The following is a 20839-nucleotide window of genomic DNA, read 5'->3' on the forward strand; positions in this document are numbered from 1 at the left end:
TGCATCCGCATTTGCTGTCCAAGCCCCTGCGTGAAGGGATTGCCCGGGGGCTGGAAACCGAACTGGCTGGCTGGTGCTTAACGCGCCTGCCGCCTCCCGTTGACGTATCATAAGTTTTAGCTTATCATAAGTCATGGTTTATGATTATGCAGGCATGATGGCCTTGGCCGATCCGACACGCCGCAAGGTGTTCGAGCTCATCGCCGATCGGCCACGCTCGGTCATCGATCTGACGCGAGTGCTTCCGGTCTCGCAGCCGGCGGTATCGCAGCACCTCAAGGTTTTGAAGGAAGCCCGGCTGGTCCGCGCAGAGCCGAAAGGTGCCAGCAACATCTATCATCTCGACCCGCATGGACTTGGCGAGATGCGCGCCTGGCTCGACCGCATGTGGGGCGATGCGCTCGACGCCTTCAAACGGGAAGTCGACAACAGCAAGGAGAAGAGGAAATGACGACCATGATCAAGCCCGCGCCGGTCAGGAAGTCGGTGACCGTGGAGGTGCCGCTCGACAAGGCATTCGATGTGTTCACCACAGGATTCGGGCGCTGGTGGCCGGCTTCGCACTCGATCGGCAAATCCGCCCTGACGACCGCGGTGATCGAACCGAAAGCCGGCGGCCGCTGGTACGAGATTGGCGAGGATGGGTCACAATGCGATTGGGGCGAGGTTCTCGCCTGGGATCCGCCGTCAAGGCTGACACTCGCCTGGCGCATTGGAGCCGGCTGGCGCTACGATCCGGCACTGCTGACCGAAGTCGAGATCCGCTTTGTCGCGCTCGGCGAGAACGCGACGCGTGTGGAACTCGAGCACAGGCTTCTGGAGAACATGGGCGAAACCGCAGAGGCGATGCGCGAGGCCTTCGAATCCGAGGGTGGCTGGAGCGGTCTCCTCGACCGCTATGCGGCCGAGGCCAAGCGCCACGCCGCCTGATCGGGAAGCCTTCCAGTCCAATACCAGCGAGGCCCTCGCACTGTCGGCCTCGCCGTTTTGAATCAGTGTCGATCTCCCCATCTGGTTGACTGGGGCGGGGAGATACGCTGCCCTTTACCTGGCGCCGCGAAGGTTTTGCAGCGCCGCAGGTTTGTAGAACGTCCTCTCCTCCTACCATCCGGTATGCGTTGCGTCGTTTGGACGCGCGAACGGCGCTGTAGCAATTTGCCGTTGCGCATGGTCCTTTCGCAAAATCGATTCCGATTGTCAGGGTCATGCGTTAGACCTGACAGGCACCTTATCCGGAAATCCAATGGCGGGAGGCGCTGGTGGAAGGCCAGGACGAACAGATGACCGGCGCCAGGGCCGTCGAGGAGCGCCGCGCCGACATCTATGACGAGGACGGCGTCATCCTGTCGTCGTTTCTCGCCCAGATCGGTGCCGCGATCGCCGATCGCGATACGCTGACGCTGAAGCGTGAAGTCGACGATCTGCACCAGTCGGAACTCGGTCATCTGCTCGAGGCCCTGCACCCGGAACAGCGACGCGCGCTGGTCGAATTGCTGGGCAAGGATTTCGATTTTTCCGCGCTGACCGAGGTCGACGAGGCGATCCGCCGCGACATCGTCGACAGTCTGCCCAATGCGCAGATCGCCCAGGCGGTGCAGGATCTCGATTCCGACGATGCCGTCTACATTCTCGAAGACCTCGACCAGGAGGACCAGGACGAGATCCTGTCGCAACTGCCGTTTACCGAGCGGATCAGGCTGCGGCGCTCGCTCGATTATCCCGAAGAGACCGCCGGCCGCCGCATGCAGACGGAGTTCGTCGCGGTGCCGCCCTTCTGGACGATCGGCCAGACCATCGACTACATGCGCGAGGACAACAACCTTCCCGACCGTTTTAGCCAGATCTTCGTCATCGATCCGAGCTTCAAGCTGCTCGGCGCCATCGACCTCGACCAGATCCTGCGCACCAAGCGCTCGGTCAAGGTCGAAGAGGTCATGCATGAGACCAGGCATGCCATCCCGGCCACCATGGACCAGGAGGAGGCGGCACGCGAATTCGAACAATACGATCTTCTGTCCGCCGCCGTCGTCGACGAGAACGAGCGGCTGGTCGGCGTGCTGACCATCGACGACGTCGTCGACGTCATCCAGCAGGAGGCCGAGGAAGATCTGCTGCGCATGGGCGGCGTCGGCGACGAAGAACTCTCGGACAGCATCTTTTCGACCTCGCGCTCGCGCGTGCCCTGGCTGCTGGTCAATCTTTTGACGGCTTTCCTGGCGGCTTCGGTGATCGGCCTGTTCGACCGCACCATCGAGCATATCGTGGCGCTGGCGGTGCTGATGCCGATCGTCGCCGGCATGGGCGGCAATGCCGGCTCGCAGACCATGACGGTCACGGTGCGGGCGCTGGCGACCAGGGACCTCGACATCTACAATGCCGGCCGCATCATCCGCCGCGAAATCGGGGTGGGCTTCATCAATGGCATCATCTTCGCCATCCTGATCGGCCTCGTGGCTGCTGCCTGGTTCCACGATCGCAATCTCGGCGGCATCATCGCTGCTGCGATGATCATCAACATGTTCGTGGCGGCTCTGGCGGGCATCCTTATCCCGCTGCTGCTCGACCGCTTCAAGATCGACCCGGCTGTGGCTTCGGCGGTTTTCGTCACCACGGTCACCGATGTCGTCGGTTTCTTTGCCTTTCTCGGGCTCGCCACATGGTGGTTCGGCGTGCGCTGAACGGCACCTCAATTGACTTTTACGTAAATGCCGTGCGAGGCTTTGGAAGGTGCCTTGTCCGCCGATTCTGGTTACGCGCCTGGGCGCCGGCGGCGCCGGCCAGTTGGAACTCGCGGCGTGGCCGGGGCATTGGAGTGACGATGCGGGAATATTATTCGATCACGGAACTGACCCGCGAATTCGACGTGTCGACGCGGACGTTGCGCTTCTACGAGGACGAAGGGCTGGTGCAGCCGGTACGGCGCGGCCGCACCCGGCTGTTCCGGCCATCGGACCGGCATCTGATCCGCCAGATCATGCGCGGCAAGAGGCTCGGCTTCTCGATCAACGAGATCCGCGAAATCATCCAGATGTACAGGGAGCCGCCCGGCGAGGTCGGCCAACTCAAATTGATGATCAAGCGAATCGAGGAAAAGCGCGAGCATTTGCGCCAGAAACGCCGCGACCTCGAAGAGACCCTGGCCGAACTCGACCAGGCCGAGGAATCCTGCGTCGAGCGGCTGGTGGAACTCGGCGTCACCACATAGGCGCGGTGTCAGCCTCGGCTCAAACCCAGCGCCGCACCCTTTTGGCGTAGTCCCGGTACTTTTTGCCAAATTTGGCGGTCAGCACCTTCTCCTCGCTCTCGATCGTCAGCTTCTGCGTCAGGAACGCCGCGATGACCGCCAGCGGCAGGAACCAGGCGATCCCCGTGACAAAGGCGAGGCTGACCAGCAGCAATGTGTTGGCGAGGTAGATCGGGTTGCGGCTGACGGCGAAGGGTCCGGTGGTCACCAGATGGTCAGGCACGCCGTTCGGGTTGAGCGTCGTCTTGGCGCGGATCATGGCGCGAATTGCCGTGAACCAGAGCGCGGCAACCGCCACCAATCCCACAAGGCCGGCGGCGAACAGGATGTCGCCGAGAAGATCGCCGATCCACGGCAGCGGATAGAACAGCCCTAGCGCGACGCTGACGATGATGGCGGCGATATAGATCAGCGGCGGCCATGGGATGTGCCCCAGCTTCGGCTGCCCAGGATTTTGCTGCACGGGTTTCGGGTGACTGTCGCTCATCATTGTCCTCCCTCGATTAGCGCGTTCCCGGTTCCGCCGCCTCGGTTTGGGCGGTGCAGGTGCCGGCGAGCTCGCCAATATGCGCCTTCCACTCCAGGGACTGGTCGTTGCTGTAGAGCCGGTCAAGCGAGGCTTCGCCCTGGAGAGTGTCCAGCATGCAGGCACAATAGCTGGAGCAGAACTCGGTGTCGCGTGCCTGCTGGCAGGATATCTGGCAGGATTTCAGAAAACTCACCTCCCTGGTTTCGGCCTGCGCCGGCATGAATTGCGAAAACAGCCAGACCGAGCCGATCAGCACCGGCTGATGGATCAAATAGAAGGCAAGGCTGTGCCGGCCGATGAAGACCAGCGGGTTTGCCCAGCGGCCGGGCGCCAAGGCCGACAGCCGCGTCAGTGCGCCAGAGGTGGCGGCGCGCTTGGTAACCGCGATGCCGGCAAGCACGGCGCCGAACCAGGGCAGCAGCGGAACGTAGTCATTGGAGCGCGGGTTGGTCGCCGACAGGCCGACCCACCACAAAGCCGGATGATCGAAAAGCTCGGATCGCAAGTAGAAAGGCGCGGCGATAACGAGGGCCGCCACGGCAAGCGTCAGCAGCGCCGGCAGCCGCAGGAACGCCAGGCCGAGCAAGCTGGCGAGCGCGATCTCGTGCAATATGCCGAAGAAGATGAAGCCGTCGGGCGTGGCGATGCGGGTGACCAGCGATATTGCGAGCGCTGCCCCGGCAACCATGGCGAAGCGCTTCCAGAAGCCGGTCCAGCGGATTTTTTTGCCATGGGCGAGATAGAGGCTGATGCCGACCAGGAACAGGAAGCTCGAGGCGATGCAGCGCGCGTAGATTTTCCACCAGCCGAAGGCGGTGAGGCCGGGATCGGTGTAGCCGAAGAATTCGAGGTCCCAGGTGAAATGATAGCTCGCCATGGCAAGCAATGCGATGCCGCGTGCAATGTCGATAGCGGCGATGCGCTTCGACTTCGGTTGATCCTGAACGGCTGCGCTCGGCGTGTCGATGCTCATTGGTCTCGCTGTCTTGGTTCCAGCCCCGGCAAGACGACTATCACGGTTGCCACCGTCAAAAGAAGCAGGGCCTTGCGTCGCGTTGGTGACGGTCGGCATCAGGGCTGCTTTAGGCCAGAGCCGGAAAGCCTTTGGCCGGCTTCGCTTTTTGCCGTGAAGGCGTCGGTTTCCTGTTACCCGGCCAGGAATCGCCGCGGCAGATTTGTGCTCCAACCCTGCTTCGGGCGATTCGGCTTCGGGGAACACAATGGCTACCCATGTGCGCCATCCGATCTGGCTTGCGGCCTTGCGGCCGGCGGATGCCCGCACCTTCGCCTCGCTCTATGCGGTCGAATCCTTCGCGCGCGCCACCGTGTCCAGCGTCATCCCGATCCAGGCCTATGAGATACTGCACAACGAGCAGATCGTTTCGATCCTCTACACGATCGTGGCGATGCTCGGCCTGTCGGCGACGCTGTTCATGCCGATGCTGATCGCCCGCTTTGCCCGGCGCTGGGTCTATACCGCCGGCGCCTGCCTGCTGGCCGTCGGCTCGCTGTTCTTCGTCACCCATACGCTGGTCGGCCAGGTGGTGGGCATGCTCTGCCGCGTCGTCGGCGCCGGGGCGCTGGCGATCACGCTCAACCTCTACATCATGGACCATATCCGCAAGACCGATTTCATGCAGGCCGAGTCGCTGCGCATGGCGTGGTCGATGCTTGCCTGGACCGCCGGGCCGACCCTCGGAATTTACCTCTACACGCGTTTCGGCATCTATGCCGCGCATGGCGCGGTGGCCGTCTTCGCCATGGCTTTGCTGGCGCTGTTCTGGACTTACCGGCTTGGCGATAACCCGTCGATCCGCCCCGGCAAGACGCGGCCGGTCAATCCGCTGGCCAATATCGGCCGCTTCGTCGCGCAGCCAAGGCTGAGGCTGGCCTGGCTGATCGCCTTCGGCCGCTCCTGCTTCTGGACGACGTTCTTCGTCTACGGGCCGCTGTTCATGGTGATCACCGGCGAGGGCAAGCTCGCCGGCGGCCTCTTGGTTTCGGCCGGCAATGCGCTTTTGTTCATGGCAATCTTCTGGGGCAGGGCAGGAAAGCGTTTCGGCGGCCGGCGCACCATGACGTTCGCCTATTTCGCGATGTCGGCAACGCTGCTGGTGGCCGGCGCCGTCGGCGAGGCCGCACCGCTCATCACCGGCGCCTTGCTGCTTTGCGGTGCCTTCTTCACCATCGCGCTGGATGCGCTGGGCTCGACCGCCTTCATGCGCTCGGTGCGCTCGTATGAGCGGGCACAGATGGCGGCGGTCTACCGCACCTATCTCGACTTTTCCGAGCTGACGCCGCCTCTGGTCTATTCCGTGGTGCTGGCGTTCTTCGGCCTGGGCGCGGTTTTCGCGACACTCGGCCTGCTGGCGGCGATCTGCGGCTTCGTCACCTGGCGCTATCTGCCCAAATCGCTTTGATGTTCGAGCGCCACATGGCGCTCGCGCACCCAATTGTGGAAGCGGTGCAGTGCCGCATCGAACGCAGGCCGTTCTGTTTGACCGCGCAGATCGCGACGTCTGCGGCGCCAGTTCTCCGGTTTGGCGAGGCGGCGCATTCGCTACACGATCCGGCGGAATTTGGTTTGCCGGGCGCGGCGATTCTGCCTATAGTCGCTGATGTCGTCGGTTCCGTTTGGAACCAAGAGGGAATGCGGTGCGGGCGAAATTGTTTGCCCAATGCCGTGGCTGCCCCCGCAACTGTGTGCGGTAGTCCTCTCCATATGCCACTGAAGGTTCGCCTTCGGGAAGGTGGGGAAGGGTGCTGATCCGCGAGCCAGGAGACCTGCCGGCGACAGGAAACTGACTTCTATGCCCTCGGGTGGAGGGCGAAAGGACAAGACATGAATACCGCTTCCGTTTCGCTCGGCGCTTCCGCCTCCTCGCAGTCGCGTCTCATGCAGCTGGCGCTTGCTGCATTCCTCGGCATTTTCGTCATGGGCTTTGTCGGCTTTTCGCATATCGATGCGGTCCACAATGCCGCGCACGACTATCGCCACTCGATGGGCTTTCCCTGCCACTGACAAGGGGCTGACATCATGACACTGTTTCGCAACGTCGTGTTCATCGCGGCGATCGCAGGGCTTGTGGCCGGCGTCGTTCTCGCCTGCATGCAGGCCTACGCCACGGTGCCGCTCATCCTGAAAGCGGAAGTCTACGAACAGGCCGGCGGCGGCCATGACCATGCCGCGGCACCTGCGACACCGGCCGAAAACGCAGCGGGCACGATGGCTATGAGCAGCGCCGCGCCGGCACCGGCTGAAGCAATGGCTCCGGCTGAAGACGAAGGCTGGGCGCCGGCCGACGGCTTCGAGCGCTTTGGCTTCAGCGTCGTTGCCAATATCGTCACCGGCATTGGCTTCGCACTGGTCCTGGTCGCGGTTTCGGAGTTCGCCGGCGGCATCGGCAATTGGCGCCAGGGCCTGTTCTGGGGGCTGGCCGGCTTTGCCGTGTTCACGCTGGCGCCCGGCCTCGGCCTGCCGCCGGAACTGCCGGCGATGCCGGCGGCCGACCTTGTCCAACGCCAGATCTGGTGGTGGGCAACAGTGTTGGCGACAGCGGCCGGTCTCGGCCTTATCGCCTTCCGCAGATCGCTGCCGCTGGCGATCCTTGCCGTGGCGTTGATCGTTGCGCCGCATATTGTCGGCGCGCCGCAGCCCGACAGTTTCGAGACGGCGATCCCGGAAGGGCTGCATCATCAGTTCGTGGTGGCGGTGACGCTGACCAATCTGGTGTTCTGGCTGGTGCTCGGTATGGTCGTCGGGCTGGTGCGCGGACGCTTCACCGGCGCGGCAACCAGCCTGCGCGACAGCTTTGCCTGACCGCGCTGCCGGGGCGCTGACCCTGGTCATCGGCGGTGCGCGCTCCGGCAAGAGCGCGCATGCCGAGAGGCTGGTGAGCGCCTGTCCGGCGCCGTGGAGCTATGTCGCCACGGCGCAAGCCTATGACGAGGAGATGCGTCAGCGCATCGCGCTGCACCGCTCGCGGCGAGGCGATGGCTGGACGACCATCGAGGCGCCGCTCGACCTTACCGGCGCGATCAAGGCACTGCCCGACGGCCAGCCGGTGCTGATCGACTGCCTGACGCTGTGGCTGACCAACCATATGCTGGCGGACCATGATGTCGAGGCCGAATGCCGAAGGCTGGCCGATGTGCTGTCGCGGCCGCGCGGCCCGTGGTTCGTGGTGTCCAACGAAGTCGGCCAGGGCATCGTGCCGGACAATGCGCTGGCAAGACGGTTTCGCGATGCCGCCGGCCGGCTGAACCAGGACGTCGCGGCGGTCGCCGGCACCGTGCTTTTGATGGTGGCGGGGCTGCCGCTCAAGGTGAAATGACATGGCTGATACTATCGATCCCAAGACCATTGAACAGGGGGACGAGGAACGCCACCGCGCCAAGATGGCCAAGCGCAAGGCGGTGCAGGACGCCGAGGTTGCAGCCAAGACGGTCGAGAAGGGGCTGTTGATCGTCAACACCGGGCCGGGCAAGGGCAAGACCACGGCCGCCTTCGGTCTGGCGCTCAGGATGCTCGGCTACGGCAAGCGTGTCGGCGTCGTCCAGTTCATCAAGGGCAAATGGCACACCGGCGAGAAGGACGCCTTTGCCGCCTTCGGCGACCGTGTCCTCTGGCACGCCATGGGCGAGGGCTTTACGTGGGAGACGCAGGACCTGAAACGCGACATCGCGGCGGCCGAGGCCGCCTGGGCGAAGGCGCTCGAGCTGATGGCCGAACCGTCGATCAGCCTGGTGGTGCTCGACGAGTTGAACATCGCGCTGCGTTACGACTATCTCGACCTCGAAAAGGTGGTCGCGGCGCTGAAGTCACGCCGCGAAGGCCTGCATATCGTCGTCACCGGCCGCAACGCCAAGCCGGCACTGGTCGAGGCGGCCGACCTGGTCACCGAGATGGCCGTGACCAAGCACCACTTCTCCGCCGGCGTGAAGGCGCAGCAGGGGATTGAGTTCTGAGGGGTGTTGCTGGTTTGTCAAGGTCAGCGCTGCCCCTCATCGCCTGCCGGCGACTTCTCCCCGTGAAGGACGGGGACAAGGAGCTAGCCGCAACGCTGGCGATCTCCCTCTCCCTGTCTTTTCACGGGGAGGTAAGGCTGAGGGGCAGCGCCGACCTGAACCGATTATTTGAGGCGTTGCCCTATTTTGTTCTTGCTTTGTGCCGGCAGCTATGCTATTAATTTCGCTATGGTGCTAATTGGCTCCAACGACCCGCCGCTTGGCGGGTTTTTTGTTTCCGTCGATCTCGAGCGCAGGTCACGCCAAGATAACAACCACTGCGACCACCCCGAACAGCGCAATCAGCAGCAAGTCGGCGACCTGGTAGAGTTTCAGCGCCCGTCGGACGTCGGTGCTCTCGACATCGTCGCGGCGGCCGCCCTCGCCCATCAACGCGTCTTCGACCATCACGCCGTCGTAGGAACGGGGGCCGGCGAGCGCCAGGCCGAGCGCGCCGGCCATCGCTGCCTCCGGCCAGCCGGCATTGGGCGAGCGGTGTTTTTTCGCATCGCGCCGCACGGCGTGCCAGGCGGCTTTGGCGTCGGCGCCCTTGACCAGGAAAGCCGCAAGCACGATCAGCAGCGCCGTCAGCCGCGACGCCGGCAGGTTGATCCAGTCGTCGAAGCGCGCAGCCGCCCAGCCAAAGGCTTCGTGGCGCGGAGTGCGGTGGCCGATCATCGAATCGGCGGTGTTTGCGGCCTTGTAGGCGGCGCCGCCGGCGAGCCCGCCAATACCGATCCAGAAGGCCGGCGCGACGACGCCGTCGGAGAAATTCTCGGCAAGACTTTCGATCGCTGCGCGGCAGACAGCGGCCCTGTCGAGCTTTTCCGGATCGCGACCGACGATCCTGGAGACGGCAATGCGGCCCATGTCCAGTCCGCCGCTGTCGAGTGCGTCGGCCACCGCTTCGACATGCTCGGCAAGGCTCTTCTGCGACAGCAGCGACGTCGCCAGGATTGCGGTGATCAACAAGCCGAGGGGAATGCTCCAAAGCATGGCTTCGATCCAGAAGGCGAGGGCGGCCGGCACCAGCACGATTACCAGCAGCGCGACGACGCCCCAGCGGCGACGGTCGGCGTCGGAATCAGTGGCGCGGTTGAGCCTGCGGTCGAGAAAGGATATCAGCCTGCCGAACCAGGTGACGGGATGGCCAATGGCATCGAAGAGCCGGGCCGGGTAGCCGAGTACAAGTTCGATGGCCAGCGACAGGAAAGTGATCAGGATCGACATGAAGTCTCTTGATGGGGTGACGGCGACAGTGGACCACGGCGGAAGCCTTGGCCGGGCGAGGGCGCTTTTCCCTCACGCGCCGCTGCCTTTCGTCGACCTCTCGACCGGGATCAATCCGCACTCCTACCCGCTTTTCGATTTGCCCGCCACCGCCCTGTCGCGATTGCCGGAAACGGCGCGCAGCCGCGACTTGGCTGAACTCGCGGCAAGCGCCTATGGCGCGCCGTCGGCGGCGAACGTCGCGGCGGCGCCCGGCACGCAAATCCTGTTGCCGCGCGTCGCTTCGCTGGTCAGCCCGGGCAAGGCGCTGGTGCTCGGGCCGACTTATGCCGAGCATCGGCGGGCAGCAGCGATCGCCGGCCACGCGGCGGCTGAAGTCGATGATTTCGAAGCCCTGGCGGCGGCCAACCTTGCGATCGTCGTCAATCCAAACAACCCGGACGGGCGCGTCGTCGAGCGCGAAAGATTGCTTCGACTTGCCGGGGCATTAGGCGCCAGAGGCGGGCTGCTGGTCGTCGACGAGGCCTTCATGGATGTCGGCCCGCGCAGCGAGAGCCTGGCCGGCGACGTCGACCAGGGCGGCATCGTTGTGCTGCGCTCGTTCGGCAAGTTCTTCGGCCTGGCCGGCCTGCGGCTTGGGTTTGCATTGACCGACGCGCTGATGGTCGAGCGGCTGGAGGCGCAATTCGGGCCATGGGCGGTTGCCGGGCCGGCGCTCGAATATGGCATAAGGGCGCTTGCCGACACCGGCTGGCAGGCCGGGATGCGGCGCCGTCTGGCCAAGAACGCCGCACGGCTCGACACGCTGTTCGGCCGCTTCGGCGTGCCTGTCGCCGGTGGCACCACGCTGTTCCGCTATCTCAGGCTGGCGAACGCTGCCGGCCTGTTTTCGGCGCTTGGCCAGCGCGGCATCCTGCTTCGGCATTTCGCCGGCCGGCCGGATGTGCTGCGCGCCGGCCTGCCGGGAGCCGACGAAGAATGGCGGCGGCTCGAATCCGCACTTGCCGGCTGGGCCTCGCGGCGCGACGATGATGCCAAGGGAGAAACGACCCAATGATCCATGTCTGCTCGCTGTCCAAAGTCGAGGAAACGGTAGCGAAGACCGGCGCCGGGCGGCTGCTTTCGCTGCTCGCCGCCGGAACGGAGGTGGTGCGACCGGCCTCGATCACCAGGGAAAACCATCTGCATCTGGTCATGCACGACATTGCGGTGGCGCAGGAGGGCATGACCATGCCGGGCGAGGAGCACGTTGTGACCCTGCTCGATTTCGCCCGCCAATGGGACCGCTCGCGGCCGCTGGTGGTGCATTGCTATGCCGGCATCAGCCGCTCGACCGCCTCGGCCTATATCATCGCGGCAGCGCTGGCGCCGAAGCGCGACGAGGCCGAGTTGGCCGAGACTCTGCGCAGGCTGTCGCCGACGGCGACACCCAATCCGCGGCTGATCGCGATCGCCGACACGCTGCTCGATCGCAGGGGCCGGATGATCGAAGCGATCCAGGCGATCGGGCGCGGCGCGGATGCTTTCGAAGGCACACCGTTCGAATTGAAAATCTGAGCCTAAAAACAAGTTCCAGGAAAGTGCGCAGGAGTTCTAGGACACGGCCAAGGGGCGAATGATGATCGGGAGAATTTTGGCCATCGTTGTTGGCGTGGTCTGCACGACAGGCAGCGCCATGGCCGCCTCCATGCCGGCTCTCAAGTCGATCGACCTGGCAGCGCTCCAAGCCACTGTCGAGGGTTTGGCCAAGGAACTTATGCTGCCCGGTGCTATGGTTTTGCTCAAGACTCCGCGGGGCAACCTCGTCTTCGGCTACGGTACGACTGAACTGGGTGCCACGAACCCGCCACGCGCCGATACCCACTTCCGTGCGGCCTCGAACACCAAGACGATGACCGCCGCTGTTATCGTGCAACTGGTGCAGGAAGGCAAACTGAGCCTTGCCGATCTGATCTCGAAATACGTCCAGCGCGTTCCCAACGGCGACGAGATAACCATTCGGCAGCTCATAACAATGCGGAGCGGCCTCCCTAACTTCACAAATGCACCGGAACTTGCCGAAAGCCTGGACAAGTATCCTTACAGGGTATGGACCGCCGATGAAGTACTCGGCATGGCGTTCAAACGGCCGCCGGACTTCGCGCCGGGTGCCGAATTCGAGTACAACAACACCAACTACTATCTGCTCGGCCTTGTTGCCGAGAAGATCGACGGCAAGCCGCTCTCGACCATCTTCCGGGACCGCCTGTTCGGGCCGCTCGGCATGAAGAACACGGCGTTGCCGCCGAGCACGTCGAACGCCATCCCCGAACCATACTCAAACGGTTACCTCTACGGCAGTACTTCGTACGCCCTGGCTGATGCGCCCTATCCGGACGACCTCCAGGCTGCGGCCAGGGCCGGAACGCTCAAGCCCAACGACGACACATGGCAGAACCCGTCCGCCTACTTTGCGGCTGGCGGAGTCATCTCCACCGCCGATGACCTCGCGACCTGGATGCGCGCGCTGGTCGGGGGCAAGCTCTTCAATGCCGACTTCCAGCGGCAGTGGCTTGCAAGCCCTGTGGCGCCGGAGCCGGGCGAACCCGCCATGCAAAAATACGGCTATGGCATCCTAACGCTGACCTTCGGGCCTAACGTAATCTACTATCACGAAGGCGAGATGCCCGGTTACCAGTCCTTCATGGGCTACGATCCGGCCAATGACGTCACCCTGGTCATATGGACCAACCTGACGCTCGCGCTCGACGGCCAGGCGACCGCCAACACCTTGATGGTGAAGATACTGGACGAAATCTACACGGTGTCGCCGCTTCAAGAGGGGAAGTGAGGATCCTCGCGCGAATGGAATCGCCCCTCGTGAGCGAGGCCTGAGCTGGTGGGATCGAACACCTACGCCAGCCAATCCGCCAGCTTGGCCTTGCGCACGTCCCTCACCAAGCCGATGAAGCCGTCGGCCTGATGCTCGGCGGTGAGCCGCCCTTTTTCGGCGGTGGCAATGCTGGCGTCGCCGACCACGCCATTCGGGTTGAGATCGCTGGCGATCCAGGCGAAGGCGTGCGTTCCGGTGTGGCGCAGCAGCGAAAATTCCTTTTCGGCGCGGGCAACCTTGGACACGAAATTGTCGGCCTTGGCCATATCGACGAGGTCGGACCGGAAATGCAGCATCAGCGAGGTCTCGACGTCGCCGCCATGAATGCCGTGGCGGTCTTCGAGATCGGTGTACATACCGGCCGGCCGGCCAAAGCGCTGCCAGCTGGTCTTTACCGCCAGCATCTTTGCCCGCACGCGCAATTCGCGGGTGATGATGCCCATGATCTCTTCATTGCCGCCATGCGAGTTGACGACAATCAGTTTTCGGACGCCGGCGCGCGCGACCGACAGGCCGAGTTCGGTCCATGCCTCGACCAAGGTCGTCGCCGGCAGGGTGAGGGTGCCGGGCGCATGCAGGTGCTCGTTCGACTTGCCTACCGCCTGCACCGGCAGGATGCGGATGTCGAGATCGCCGGGCAGGCGGGCGATCACCGTTTCCAGCATACCGTTCATGATCGAGGTGTCGGTCGAAACCGGCAGATGCGGCCCGTGCTGCTCGATCGCTGCCAGCGGCAGAACGGCAATGGTCGCCTCAGGATCGATGGTCGCGTATTCGGTGGTCCGGTAGTCACCCCACCATACGCGCTTTTTTGTTCCGGCCATTTTGAACCTCGAAGAGACTGAATGGACGTTTGCGCTGCCCCTCACACCCTTAGCCTCTCCCCGTGAAGGACGGGGGAGAGGGGGATCGCCAGCGTTCCGGCTCGCTCTTCTCCCCGTCACTACACGGGGAGAAGGTGCCGGCACGCGGATGAGGGGCAGCGCCAACCTTTGTCGTGTAACTTGAGATCATCGGCCTGTCGATTCCAGCCGCTGGCCAGTGCTGCTCAACCCGCCGCGATGACCTCGATCTCGACCTTGAATTCCGGCCGGGCAAAACCTGAAACGATCATCAGCGTCGAGGCCGGCGCAGGGCTGGCGAACAGCCGGTCGCGAACCTCCATATAGGGGCGCAGGAAGGCGCGGTCGGTGACGTAGGCGTTGATGCGGACGATGTCGGACAGGCTGAGCCCGGCCTCGCGGAGAATCGCCGATATGTTCTGGAAACAGAGCTCAGCCTGTGCGCCGGCGTCTTCCGGGATCTGGTCGTCCGCTGTGATCGCGACCTGGCCCGAACACAGCACCAGCCGCTTGCCGGGCGGCAGCTCGACGCCGTGGCTGTAGCGGGCGAAGGGCGGCTTGATCGACTTCGGCGTGAGAAATTTGAACATGGCAATCTCCGTTCACGGCAGCCTATCGCATCGGCCCGAAAATCGAGATCGATTTTCGGAAAGCACGATGCGACAGGATACGAAGTTTTAGAGCGTACTTTGTGCGTCCAAGTGGACGCACGTCGCTCTAATGCGGGATCGATACGGGCATCAAGATGGCGGTGCATGTCACGAGGGCGATTGTGGACAGGCGATCAAAAAATAGGCACGATGCCTTTCGTACAGCATGACCCGTCCGGCCTTCGCGCCGCCATTGCACAGGCGGGCATTGCACAAGCGGGCGGTCCCGGCGCAACGCGCCGGTGGCATGTGTCTTGCTTCTTGAAACAACGGTGTCGAGCCCGCCGCGTGACGCGCCGGAGCGAACAAAGGGTGGTGTGGATGTACGGAAAACTGAAGATTTCGGCCGGCGCGATCGTGCTGCTTGGCGCAGGCACGCTTGCTGCGGCAGCGAACGAAAAAGTCACCTTCGGCACCAACTGGTTGGCCGAGCCGGAGCATGGCGGTTACTACCAGGCGGTGGCGGATGGCACCTATGCGGCCTGCGGCATCGACGTGACGATCATGCAGGGCGGCCCACAGGTCAGCGGCCGGCCGCTGCTGCTGGCCGGCAAGATCGATTTCTACATGGGCGGCAATTTGCTGTCGGCCTTCGATGCCGTGCAGCAAGGCATACCGATGCGCGTCGTCGCCGCCGACTTCCAGAAGGACCCGCAGGTCATCATGTCCCATCCCGGCCAGGGGCTGGACAAATGGGAAGACCTGAAGAACGCCGACCAGTACATCCTCGGCGACGAAGGTGCGCAGACCTTCTTCCAGTGGATGGTCACCGACCTTGGCTTCGATGCCGCCAAGCGCGTGCCATACACCTTCAACCCTGCGCCGTTCATCGCCAACAAGAAGTCGATCCAGCAGGGTTACGTCACCTCGGAGCCATTCGCCGTTCAAAAGCAGGGCGGTTTCACGCCGAACCAGTTCCTGCTGGCCGACTATGGCTGGGACACATATGCAACGACGGTCGAGACCATGCAGGAGACGATCGACAAGCGGCCCGAGGTGGTCCAGTGCTTCGTCGATGGTTCGGCCAAGGGCTGGTACAATTATCTCTACGGCGACAACAAGGCCGCCAACGAAATGATCAAGAAGGAAAATCCGGACATGACGGATGAGCAGATCGCCTTCTCGATCGAGCAGTTGAAGAAGTTCGGCGTCGTCGATTCCGGCGACAGCGAAAAGCTCGGCATCGGCGCCATGACCGACGCGCGCATCCAGAGTTTTTACGACAAGATGGTCAAGGCCAAGGTCGCGCCGGCGGGCATCGACATCAAGAAGGCCTACACGCTTTCCTTCGTCAACAAGGGCGTCGGGCTCGACCTGAAGAAGTAGACCGTGAAGCTGGAGAAAGTGGCGCAACAGCCAGGAAGTGTACCGGGGCCGACGCTGTTGGCGCTGCGTGGCGTCGGCAAGGTTTTTTCCAACGGCGTCACCGCGCTCAGCAATGTCGAGCTGACGATCCGGGAAGGCGATTTCCTCAGCCTGCTCGGGCCGTCCGGCTGCGGCAAATCGACGGCGCTGCGGCTGATTGCCGGCCTGTCGACGCCGACCTCGGGCCTGCTCGACTGGCGCGGCAGCGGCGCCCGCGATCGTTCGAATATCGGCGACCGCTCGAATATCGGCTTCGTCTTCCAGGAGCCGACGCTGCTGCCCTGGGCCGACGTCTTCGACAATGTCTGGCTGCCGCTGCGGCTGAGGGGCGTGTCGCGGGCCAAGGCGGCACCGACGGTGATGGAGATGCTGGCGCGGGTTCACCTGACCGGCTTCGAGAAGGCGGTGCCGCGCGAACTGTCGGGCGGCATGAAGATGCGCGTCTCGATCGCCCGCGCCATGGTGACCAAGCCGCGGATTCTGTTGATGGACGAGCCGTTCGCGGCACTCGACGAGATCACCCGCTTCAAGCTCAACAATGACCTTCTGGAGCTATGGCAGGATGAGCGTTTCACCGTCGTTTTCGTCACCCACAGCGTCTTCGAAAGCGTTTTCCTCTCCAACCGTGTCGTCGTCATGGCGGCGCGGCCGGGCCGAGTGTTCGCCGAGCTTGCCGTCGACGCGCCCTATCCGCGCGACGAGGCGTTTCGCACCTCGCCCGACTATGCCGCGCTCTGCCGCCAGGCATCCGACGTGCTGATCGGCGCCATCAACTCAACTGCCGGACCGCATCATGACGGCCATTGAAGAACCAGTCCTGGCGCTCGACCCGGAGGAGGCGCGCCGCGTCCGCCAGGAGCGCTTCGAGCGCATCGGCAGATGGCTGCTGCCGCTGGCCATCATGATCTTGGCGATCTGGCTGTGGGACCGTGTCTGCGTCTGGAACGACATCCCGAAATACATCCTGCCGCGTCCCGGCGTGGTGCTGCAGACGTTGCATGACGATGCCGGGCTGCTGTTCTCCTCGCTGCTGGTGACACTCAGGATCACCTTCTTGAGCCTGCTTCTCGCCGTCATCGGCGGCGTCGGGCTGGCGGTGCTGTTCGCTCAGTCGAAATGGGTGGAGATGTCGTTCTTTCCGTTCGCCATCGTGCTGCAGGTGACGCCGATCGTCGCGATCTTTCCGCTGATCAACATCTATGTCGACAACCAGACGACAAAGCTTTTGCTTTGCGCCTGGATCGTCGCCTTCTTCCCAATCCTTTCCAACACCACGCTCGGCCTCAATTCGGTCGACCGCAATCTGCGCGACATGTTCAAGCTCAACGGTGCGACCCGCTGGCAGCAGTTGCGCTACCTGCGGCTGCCGGCGGCGATGCCTTATTTCCTCGGTGGGCTGAAGATCGCCGGCGGGCTGTCGCTGATCGGCGCGGTGGTGGCCGAGTTCGTCGCCGGCGCCACCGGCCAGTCGTCCGGCCTCGCCTCGCGGATCATCGAGGCCGGCTACCGGCTCAACGCGCCAAGGCTGTTCGCCGCGCTGATCCTGATCTCGCTGACCGGCATCCTGATCTTCCTGGTTCTGTCGCTTGTATCGCATCTCATTTTGCGGCGCTGGCACGAGAGCGCGCTGAGGCAGGAGCGGTAGGCATGGTCGGCGCCGTTACCCCCCTCTGTCCTGCCGGACATCTCCCCCTCAAGGAGGGAGATCGGCTGCATGTTTTGTTTTCGCTAATCTCGGACGCGGCAAAGGAAGCGCCCCGGTTGAAGCTGCGGATCTCCCCCCTTGAGTGGGAGATGTCCAGCAGGACAGAGGGGAGTGCGGCTTGATACCAGCCTCTGGTCCTTATCATCTTGCAAACGTTCGTGTTCATCAGTCGCTGACGCCAGGGCTTGCGGCTGCCTTCGATGCCGACGGCTTTGCGCTTACGGATATCGCCGTCGCCAATGGAAAAATCTCCAGCATTGCAGCACATCAGCGATCCAATGCACCGGCAGGCGCCACCGATCTCGGCGGCCGGATCGTCTTGCCCTGCTTCGTCGACTGCCACACCCATATCGACAAGGGCCATATCTGGCCTCGAAAGCCCAACCCGGACGGCACCTTCATGGGCGCGCTGAACGCAACGGGCGCCGATCGGGCGGCGCGCTGGAGCGCCGACGACGTTGCCCGCCGCATGGATTTTTCGCTGCGCTCGGCCTATGCGCATGGTACCAGGGCACTGCGCACGCATCTCGACAGCGTTGCGCCGCAGGAAGAGATCTCCTGGCCGGTGTTCGAGACGATGCGGGATGAATGGCGCGGCCGCATCGAGCTGCAGGCGGCCTGCCTGCTCGGCATCGAGGGCGTGCGCGACAGGAAATGGTTCGAGAGGCTGGCCAAGCGAGTGGCTGCGGCCAACGGCGTGCTCGGCGTCGTCACCTATATAGTACCGGATCTCGAAGAACTGCTTGACCAGGTATTTGCGCAGGCGATCAAGCACGGCCTCGACCTCGATTTCCATGCCGACGAGACCGACGACATCGCGGCGATCTCGTTGAAGAAAATCGCCGAAGCCGCCCTTTGGAACGGTTTCGAGGGGAACATCCTGGTCGGCCATTGCTGCTCGCTGGCGCGCCAGCCCGATCTCGACGTGCTCGACACGCTGGACAAGGTCGCCAAGGCCGGCCTGACGGTGGTGTCGCTGCCGATGTGCAATCTCTATCTGCAGGACCGGCGCGGCGACAACACCACGCCGCGCTGGCGCGGGGTGACGTTGCTGCACGAGATGAAGGCGCGCGGCATTGCCGTGGCCGTCGCCTCCGACAATACGCGCGACCCGTTCTACGCCTATGGCGATCTCGACATGCTTGAGGTTTACCGGATGGCGACGCGCATCCTGCATCTCGACCATCCCGTCGCCGACTGGCCGCAAGCGGTGACTTCGACGCCGGCCAAGGTGATGCGGCTCGACGGTTTCGGCACGCTTGCCGCCGGAGCGCCGGCCGATTTCGTCGTCTTCAAGGGACGGAGCTGGACGGAATTGCTGTCACGGCCCGAATCGGATCGCATCGTTGTACGCGACGGCCTGTCGATCGAGTGCCAGTTGCCCGATTATGCCGAACTCGATGATCTGATGGTGGAATGATGGATATTGCGGCGCTCAAGCGCGACCTGCACGGTTTGAAGATCGACGACCATCCGGCGATCGTCCAGCAGAAGAGCCGCGACTTCTACTGGTACAGCCCGGTGCTGAAGCAGCAGCTCGATCACGTCACCGGCGACCTGATCGTGACGCCGAAAACCGAAGACGAGGTCGTCCGCATTCTCGCCGCCTGTCACCGGCATGGCGTGCCGGTGACGCCGCGCGGCAGCGGTACCGGGAACTACGGCCAAGCGATGCCCTTGTCCGGCGGCGTCGTGCTCAATCTCGCCGAGATGAACGCGGTCAAGACGATCGCCCCCGGCCGTGTCGTCACCGGCCCCGGCGCCGTGCTCGCCGACATCGACAGAGCGACGCGGGCGCATTCCGGCCAGGAGCTCCGCATGTCGCCGTCGACCTACAACACGGCATCGATCGGCGGCTTCGTCGCCGGCGGCTCCGGCGGTATCGGCTCGATCCGCTGGGGCGGACTGCGCGATCTCGGCAATGTCATCCGGCTGAGGACCGTGACGATGGAGGCTGAGCCGCGTGTCATGGAGCTCACCGGCGAGGACGTGCTGAAGGTGATGCATGCCTACGGCACCAACGGCATCATCACCGAAGTCGAGATGCCGCTGACCGCCAGCTATGACTGGATCGACGTCATCGTCGGCTTCGACGATTTCATGGATGCGGCCGGGTTCGGCAACGACCTCGCCATCCAGGACGGCATACTGGCGAAACTGATCACGCCGATCGCAGCACCGATCCCCTACGATTATTTCAAGCGCCACCAGCGGTTTTTCCGGCGCGGCCAAAGCATCGTCGTCCTGATGATCGCACCGCATGCGATGGATGCCTTCCTTGCCTTCACGGCGCGCAGCAAGGGCGAGATTGTCTTCCGGGCCGACAAGGAGGCCGATCTCAAAGGGTTGCCGCCGGCCTATGAGCTGACCTGGAACCACACGACGCTGCGTGCCATCCGGGTCGATCCGACGATCACCTACCTGCAGACCCGCTACCCGTCGCCGGACCACCTCGGCCACGTCAAGGCGATGGTCGATCGCTTCGGTGACGAGGTGCCGGCGCATCTCGAATTCATCCGCTTCGACGGCGCCATCGGCATCGCAGGGCTGCCGCTGGTGCGCTTCACCACGGCGGAGCGGCTCGACGAGATCATCCGTATCCACGAGGACAATGGCTGCTGGATCTTCAACCCGCACCGCTACACGCTGGAAGAAGGCGGCATGAAGCGCACCGACGAGGTGCAGCTCGCCTTCAAGCGCGAAACCGACCCGCAAGGGCTGCTCAATCCGGGCAAGATGATCGCCTGGGAAAACCCGGACTATGATTATCGCTCGGGCAAGTCGTTCCTGTTCAAGGGGCTGGAGAACGCGGGTTGAACATCCTCGTCCTCTACGCTCATCCGGTGGAGACCAGCTTCAATGCCGGCCTGCACCGGACCATCGTCGAGCGCCTGAAGGCGGCCGGCCATGTGGTCGACGACTGCGACCTCTATGCCGAGAATTTCGATCCCAGGCTGACGCGCGCCGAACGGATGTCCTATCACGACGAACGCAGCGACGGCGATCCGGCGTCGGCTTATGTCGAGCGCTTGCTGCGGGCCGAGGCGCTGGTGCTGTCGTTTCCGGTGTGGAACTTCGGCTATCCGGCCATTCTGAAAGGCTTTTTCGATCGCGTCTTCCTGCCCGGCGTGTCGTTCAAGCTGGTCGCCGGCAAAGTGCAGCCGTCACTGCACAATATTCGCAAGGTGGTCGCCGTCACAACCTATGGCGGCAGCCGGTTCCGAGCCATGCTGATGGGTGACCCGCCGCGCAAGCTGGTCAATCGGGTGCTGCGCGCGACGATCCAGCCCGGCGGGTCGGTTTCCTACCTTGCGCATTACTCGATGAACCTGTCGACCGAGGGCAGTCGGACCAGGTTCGTGGCGAAAGTCGCGGCCAGGATCGACGCGCTCTGA

At 63.7% G+C, this 20839-nt stretch carries 23 protein-coding genes and 1 riboswitch; of the genes, 18 read left to right on the plus strand and 5 right to left on the minus strand.

Annotation, left to right across the window (positions count from 1 at the left end):
* The first annotated feature begins 133 nt into the window (after window positions 1–133).
* The 4 genes from NKJ72_RS13730 to NKJ72_RS13745 all read left to right on the plus strand — a co-directional run bounded on the left by NKJ72_RS13730 (window position 134) and on the right by NKJ72_RS13745 (window position 3205).
* A complete protein-coding gene (locus tag NKJ72_RS13730) occupies window positions 134–451 on the plus strand; it encodes an ArsR/SmtB family transcription factor (protein WP_352477563.1) in 318 nt (105 codons plus the stop codon).
* A complete protein-coding gene (locus tag NKJ72_RS13735) occupies window positions 448–930 on the plus strand; it encodes an SRPBCC family protein (RefSeq protein WP_254818127.1) in 483 nt (160 codons plus the stop codon). Before NKJ72_RS13730 ends, NKJ72_RS13735 begins: the two co-directional genes overlap by 4 nt.
* Before the next feature lie 350 nt (window positions 931–1280).
* Window positions 1281–2678, plus strand: coding sequence for a magnesium transporter (mgtE, locus tag NKJ72_RS13740; RefSeq protein ID WP_302895619.1), 1398 nt, complete (start codon window positions 1281–1283; stop codon window positions 2676–2678).
* Between the two features lie 140 nt (window positions 2679–2818).
* On the plus strand, window positions 2819–3205 hold the full coding sequence (locus tag NKJ72_RS13745) for a MerR family transcriptional regulator (RefSeq protein WP_254818129.1): 387 nt from the start codon (window positions 2819–2821) through the stop codon (window positions 3203–3205).
* Between the two features lie 19 nt (window positions 3206–3224).
* Here the strand turns inward: NKJ72_RS13745 and NKJ72_RS13750 are convergent, their stop codons facing one another.
* A complete protein-coding gene (locus tag NKJ72_RS13750; RefSeq protein WP_352477564.1) occupies window positions 3225–3731 on the minus strand; it encodes a methyltransferase family protein in 507 nt (168 codons plus the stop codon).
* A 16-nt stretch (window positions 3732–3747) separates the two neighbouring features.
* The gene (locus tag NKJ72_RS13755; protein WP_352477565.1) at window positions 3748–4746 is read right to left on the minus strand and encodes a heparan-alpha-glucosaminide N-acetyltransferase; all 999 of its coding nucleotides are present in this window, start codon (window positions 4744–4746) and stop codon (window positions 3748–3750) included.
* A gap of 247 nt (window positions 4747–4993) precedes the next feature.
* Between NKJ72_RS13755 and NKJ72_RS13760 the strand changes: the two genes are divergently transcribed.
* From NKJ72_RS13760 to cobO, 5 genes are all read left to right on the plus strand, one after another.
* Window positions 4994–6193 (plus strand): MFS transporter, encoded by a 1200-nt coding sequence (locus tag NKJ72_RS13760; RefSeq protein ID WP_352477566.1) that lies wholly within the window; start codon window positions 4994–4996, stop codon window positions 6191–6193.
* A 188-nt stretch (window positions 6194–6381) separates the two neighbouring features.
* Window positions 6382–6579, plus strand: a riboswitch (cobalamin riboswitch).
* 36 nt (window positions 6580–6615) lie between these two features.
* Complete coding sequence (locus tag NKJ72_RS13765; protein WP_023676561.1) at window positions 6616–6795, plus strand: CbtB domain-containing protein; 180 nt, start codon at window positions 6616–6618, stop codon at window positions 6793–6795.
* A 15-nt stretch (window positions 6796–6810) separates the two neighbouring features.
* Window positions 6811–7593 carry a CbtA family protein gene (locus tag NKJ72_RS13770; protein WP_352477567.1) on the plus strand — a complete coding sequence of 261 codons (783 nt, stop codon included), beginning with the start codon at window positions 6811–6813 and terminating at the stop codon, window positions 7591–7593.
* Window positions 7586–8107 carry a bifunctional adenosylcobinamide kinase/adenosylcobinamide-phosphate guanylyltransferase gene (cobU, locus tag NKJ72_RS13775; protein ID WP_352477568.1) on the plus strand — a complete coding sequence of 174 codons (522 nt, stop codon included), beginning with the start codon at window positions 7586–7588 and terminating at the stop codon, window positions 8105–8107. The genes NKJ72_RS13770 and cobU overlap by 8 nt, the downstream gene beginning before the upstream one ends.
* Before the next feature lies 1 nt (window position 8108).
* Window positions 8109–8741, plus strand: coding sequence for a cob(I)yrinic acid a,c-diamide adenosyltransferase (gene cobO, locus NKJ72_RS13780; protein ID WP_352477569.1), 633 nt, complete (start codon window positions 8109–8111; stop codon window positions 8739–8741).
* Window positions 8742–9038: 297 nt separating this feature from the next.
* On the opposite strand, the gene cbiB is transcribed toward cobO, so the two are convergent.
* Entirely contained in the window at window positions 9039–10010 is a 972-nt protein-coding gene (gene cbiB / locus NKJ72_RS13785; RefSeq protein ID WP_352477570.1) for an adenosylcobinamide-phosphate synthase CbiB, read from the minus strand.
* On the opposite strand from cbiB, the gene cobD reads away from it, so the two are divergent.
* The 3 genes from cobD (at window position 10009) to NKJ72_RS13800 (ending at window position 12840) form a co-directional block, all read left to right on the plus strand.
* On the plus strand, window positions 10009–11067 hold the full coding sequence (gene cobD / locus NKJ72_RS13790; protein WP_352477571.1) for a threonine-phosphate decarboxylase CobD: 1059 nt from the start codon (window positions 10009–10011) through the stop codon (window positions 11065–11067). The two genes, cbiB and cobD, sit on opposite strands and share 2 nt — an antisense overlap.
* Window positions 11064–11567: a tyrosine phosphatase family protein gene (locus NKJ72_RS13795; protein ID WP_254818138.1), complete on the plus strand. Its 504-nt coding sequence runs from the start codon at window positions 11064–11066 to the stop codon at window positions 11565–11567. Before cobD ends, NKJ72_RS13795 begins: the two co-directional genes overlap by 4 nt.
* Window positions 11568–11685: 118 nt before the next feature.
* Entirely contained in the window at window positions 11686–12840 is a 1155-nt protein-coding gene (locus NKJ72_RS13800) for a serine hydrolase domain-containing protein (RefSeq protein WP_352477572.1), read from the plus strand.
* 62 nt (window positions 12841–12902) lie between these two features.
* Here NKJ72_RS13800 and NKJ72_RS13805 read toward each other — a convergent pair whose 3' ends face one another.
* Window positions 12903–13706: a creatininase family protein gene (locus NKJ72_RS13805; RefSeq protein WP_352477573.1), complete on the minus strand. Its 804-nt coding sequence runs from the start codon at window positions 13704–13706 to the stop codon at window positions 12903–12905.
* A gap of 224 nt (window positions 13707–13930) precedes the next feature.
* Window positions 13931–14314: a RidA family protein gene (locus NKJ72_RS13810; RefSeq protein WP_352477574.1), complete on the minus strand. Its 384-nt coding sequence runs from the start codon at window positions 14312–14314 to the stop codon at window positions 13931–13933.
* 381 nt (window positions 14315–14695) lie between these two features.
* Here NKJ72_RS13810 and NKJ72_RS13815 point away from each other — a divergent pair, with 381 nt between their 5' ends.
* From NKJ72_RS13815 to NKJ72_RS13840, 6 genes are all read left to right on the plus strand, one after another.
* Window positions 14696–15700, plus strand: coding sequence for an ABC transporter substrate-binding protein (locus NKJ72_RS13815; protein WP_352477575.1), 1005 nt, complete (start codon window positions 14696–14698; stop codon window positions 15698–15700).
* Between the two features lie 3 nt (window positions 15701–15703).
* Window positions 15704–16546 (plus strand): ABC transporter ATP-binding protein, encoded by an 843-nt coding sequence (locus NKJ72_RS13820; protein ID WP_352477577.1) that lies wholly within the window; start codon window positions 15704–15706, stop codon window positions 16544–16546.
* Window positions 16533–17384 (plus strand): ABC transporter permease, encoded by an 852-nt coding sequence (locus NKJ72_RS13825; RefSeq protein WP_254818144.1) that lies wholly within the window; start codon window positions 16533–16535, stop codon window positions 17382–17384. Before NKJ72_RS13820 ends, NKJ72_RS13825 begins: the two co-directional genes overlap by 14 nt.
* Before the next feature lie 178 nt (window positions 17385–17562).
* Entirely contained in the window at window positions 17563–18864 is a 1302-nt protein-coding gene (locus tag NKJ72_RS13830; RefSeq protein ID WP_352477578.1) for a cytosine deaminase, read from the plus strand.
* Entirely contained in the window at window positions 18861–20261 is a 1401-nt protein-coding gene (locus NKJ72_RS13835) for an FAD-binding oxidoreductase (RefSeq protein ID WP_502894201.1), read from the plus strand. The genes NKJ72_RS13830 and NKJ72_RS13835 overlap by 4 nt, the downstream gene beginning before the upstream one ends.
* Window positions 20258–20839, plus strand: coding sequence for an NAD(P)H-dependent oxidoreductase (locus NKJ72_RS13840; protein WP_352477579.1), 582 nt, complete (start codon window positions 20258–20260; stop codon window positions 20837–20839). The genes NKJ72_RS13835 and NKJ72_RS13840 overlap by 4 nt, the downstream gene beginning before the upstream one ends.

This window comes from Mesorhizobium sp. M0045 (genome assembly GCF_040323385.1).
In the GTDB taxonomy this organism is placed as follows: domain Bacteria; phylum Pseudomonadota; class Alphaproteobacteria; order Rhizobiales; family Rhizobiaceae; genus Mesorhizobium.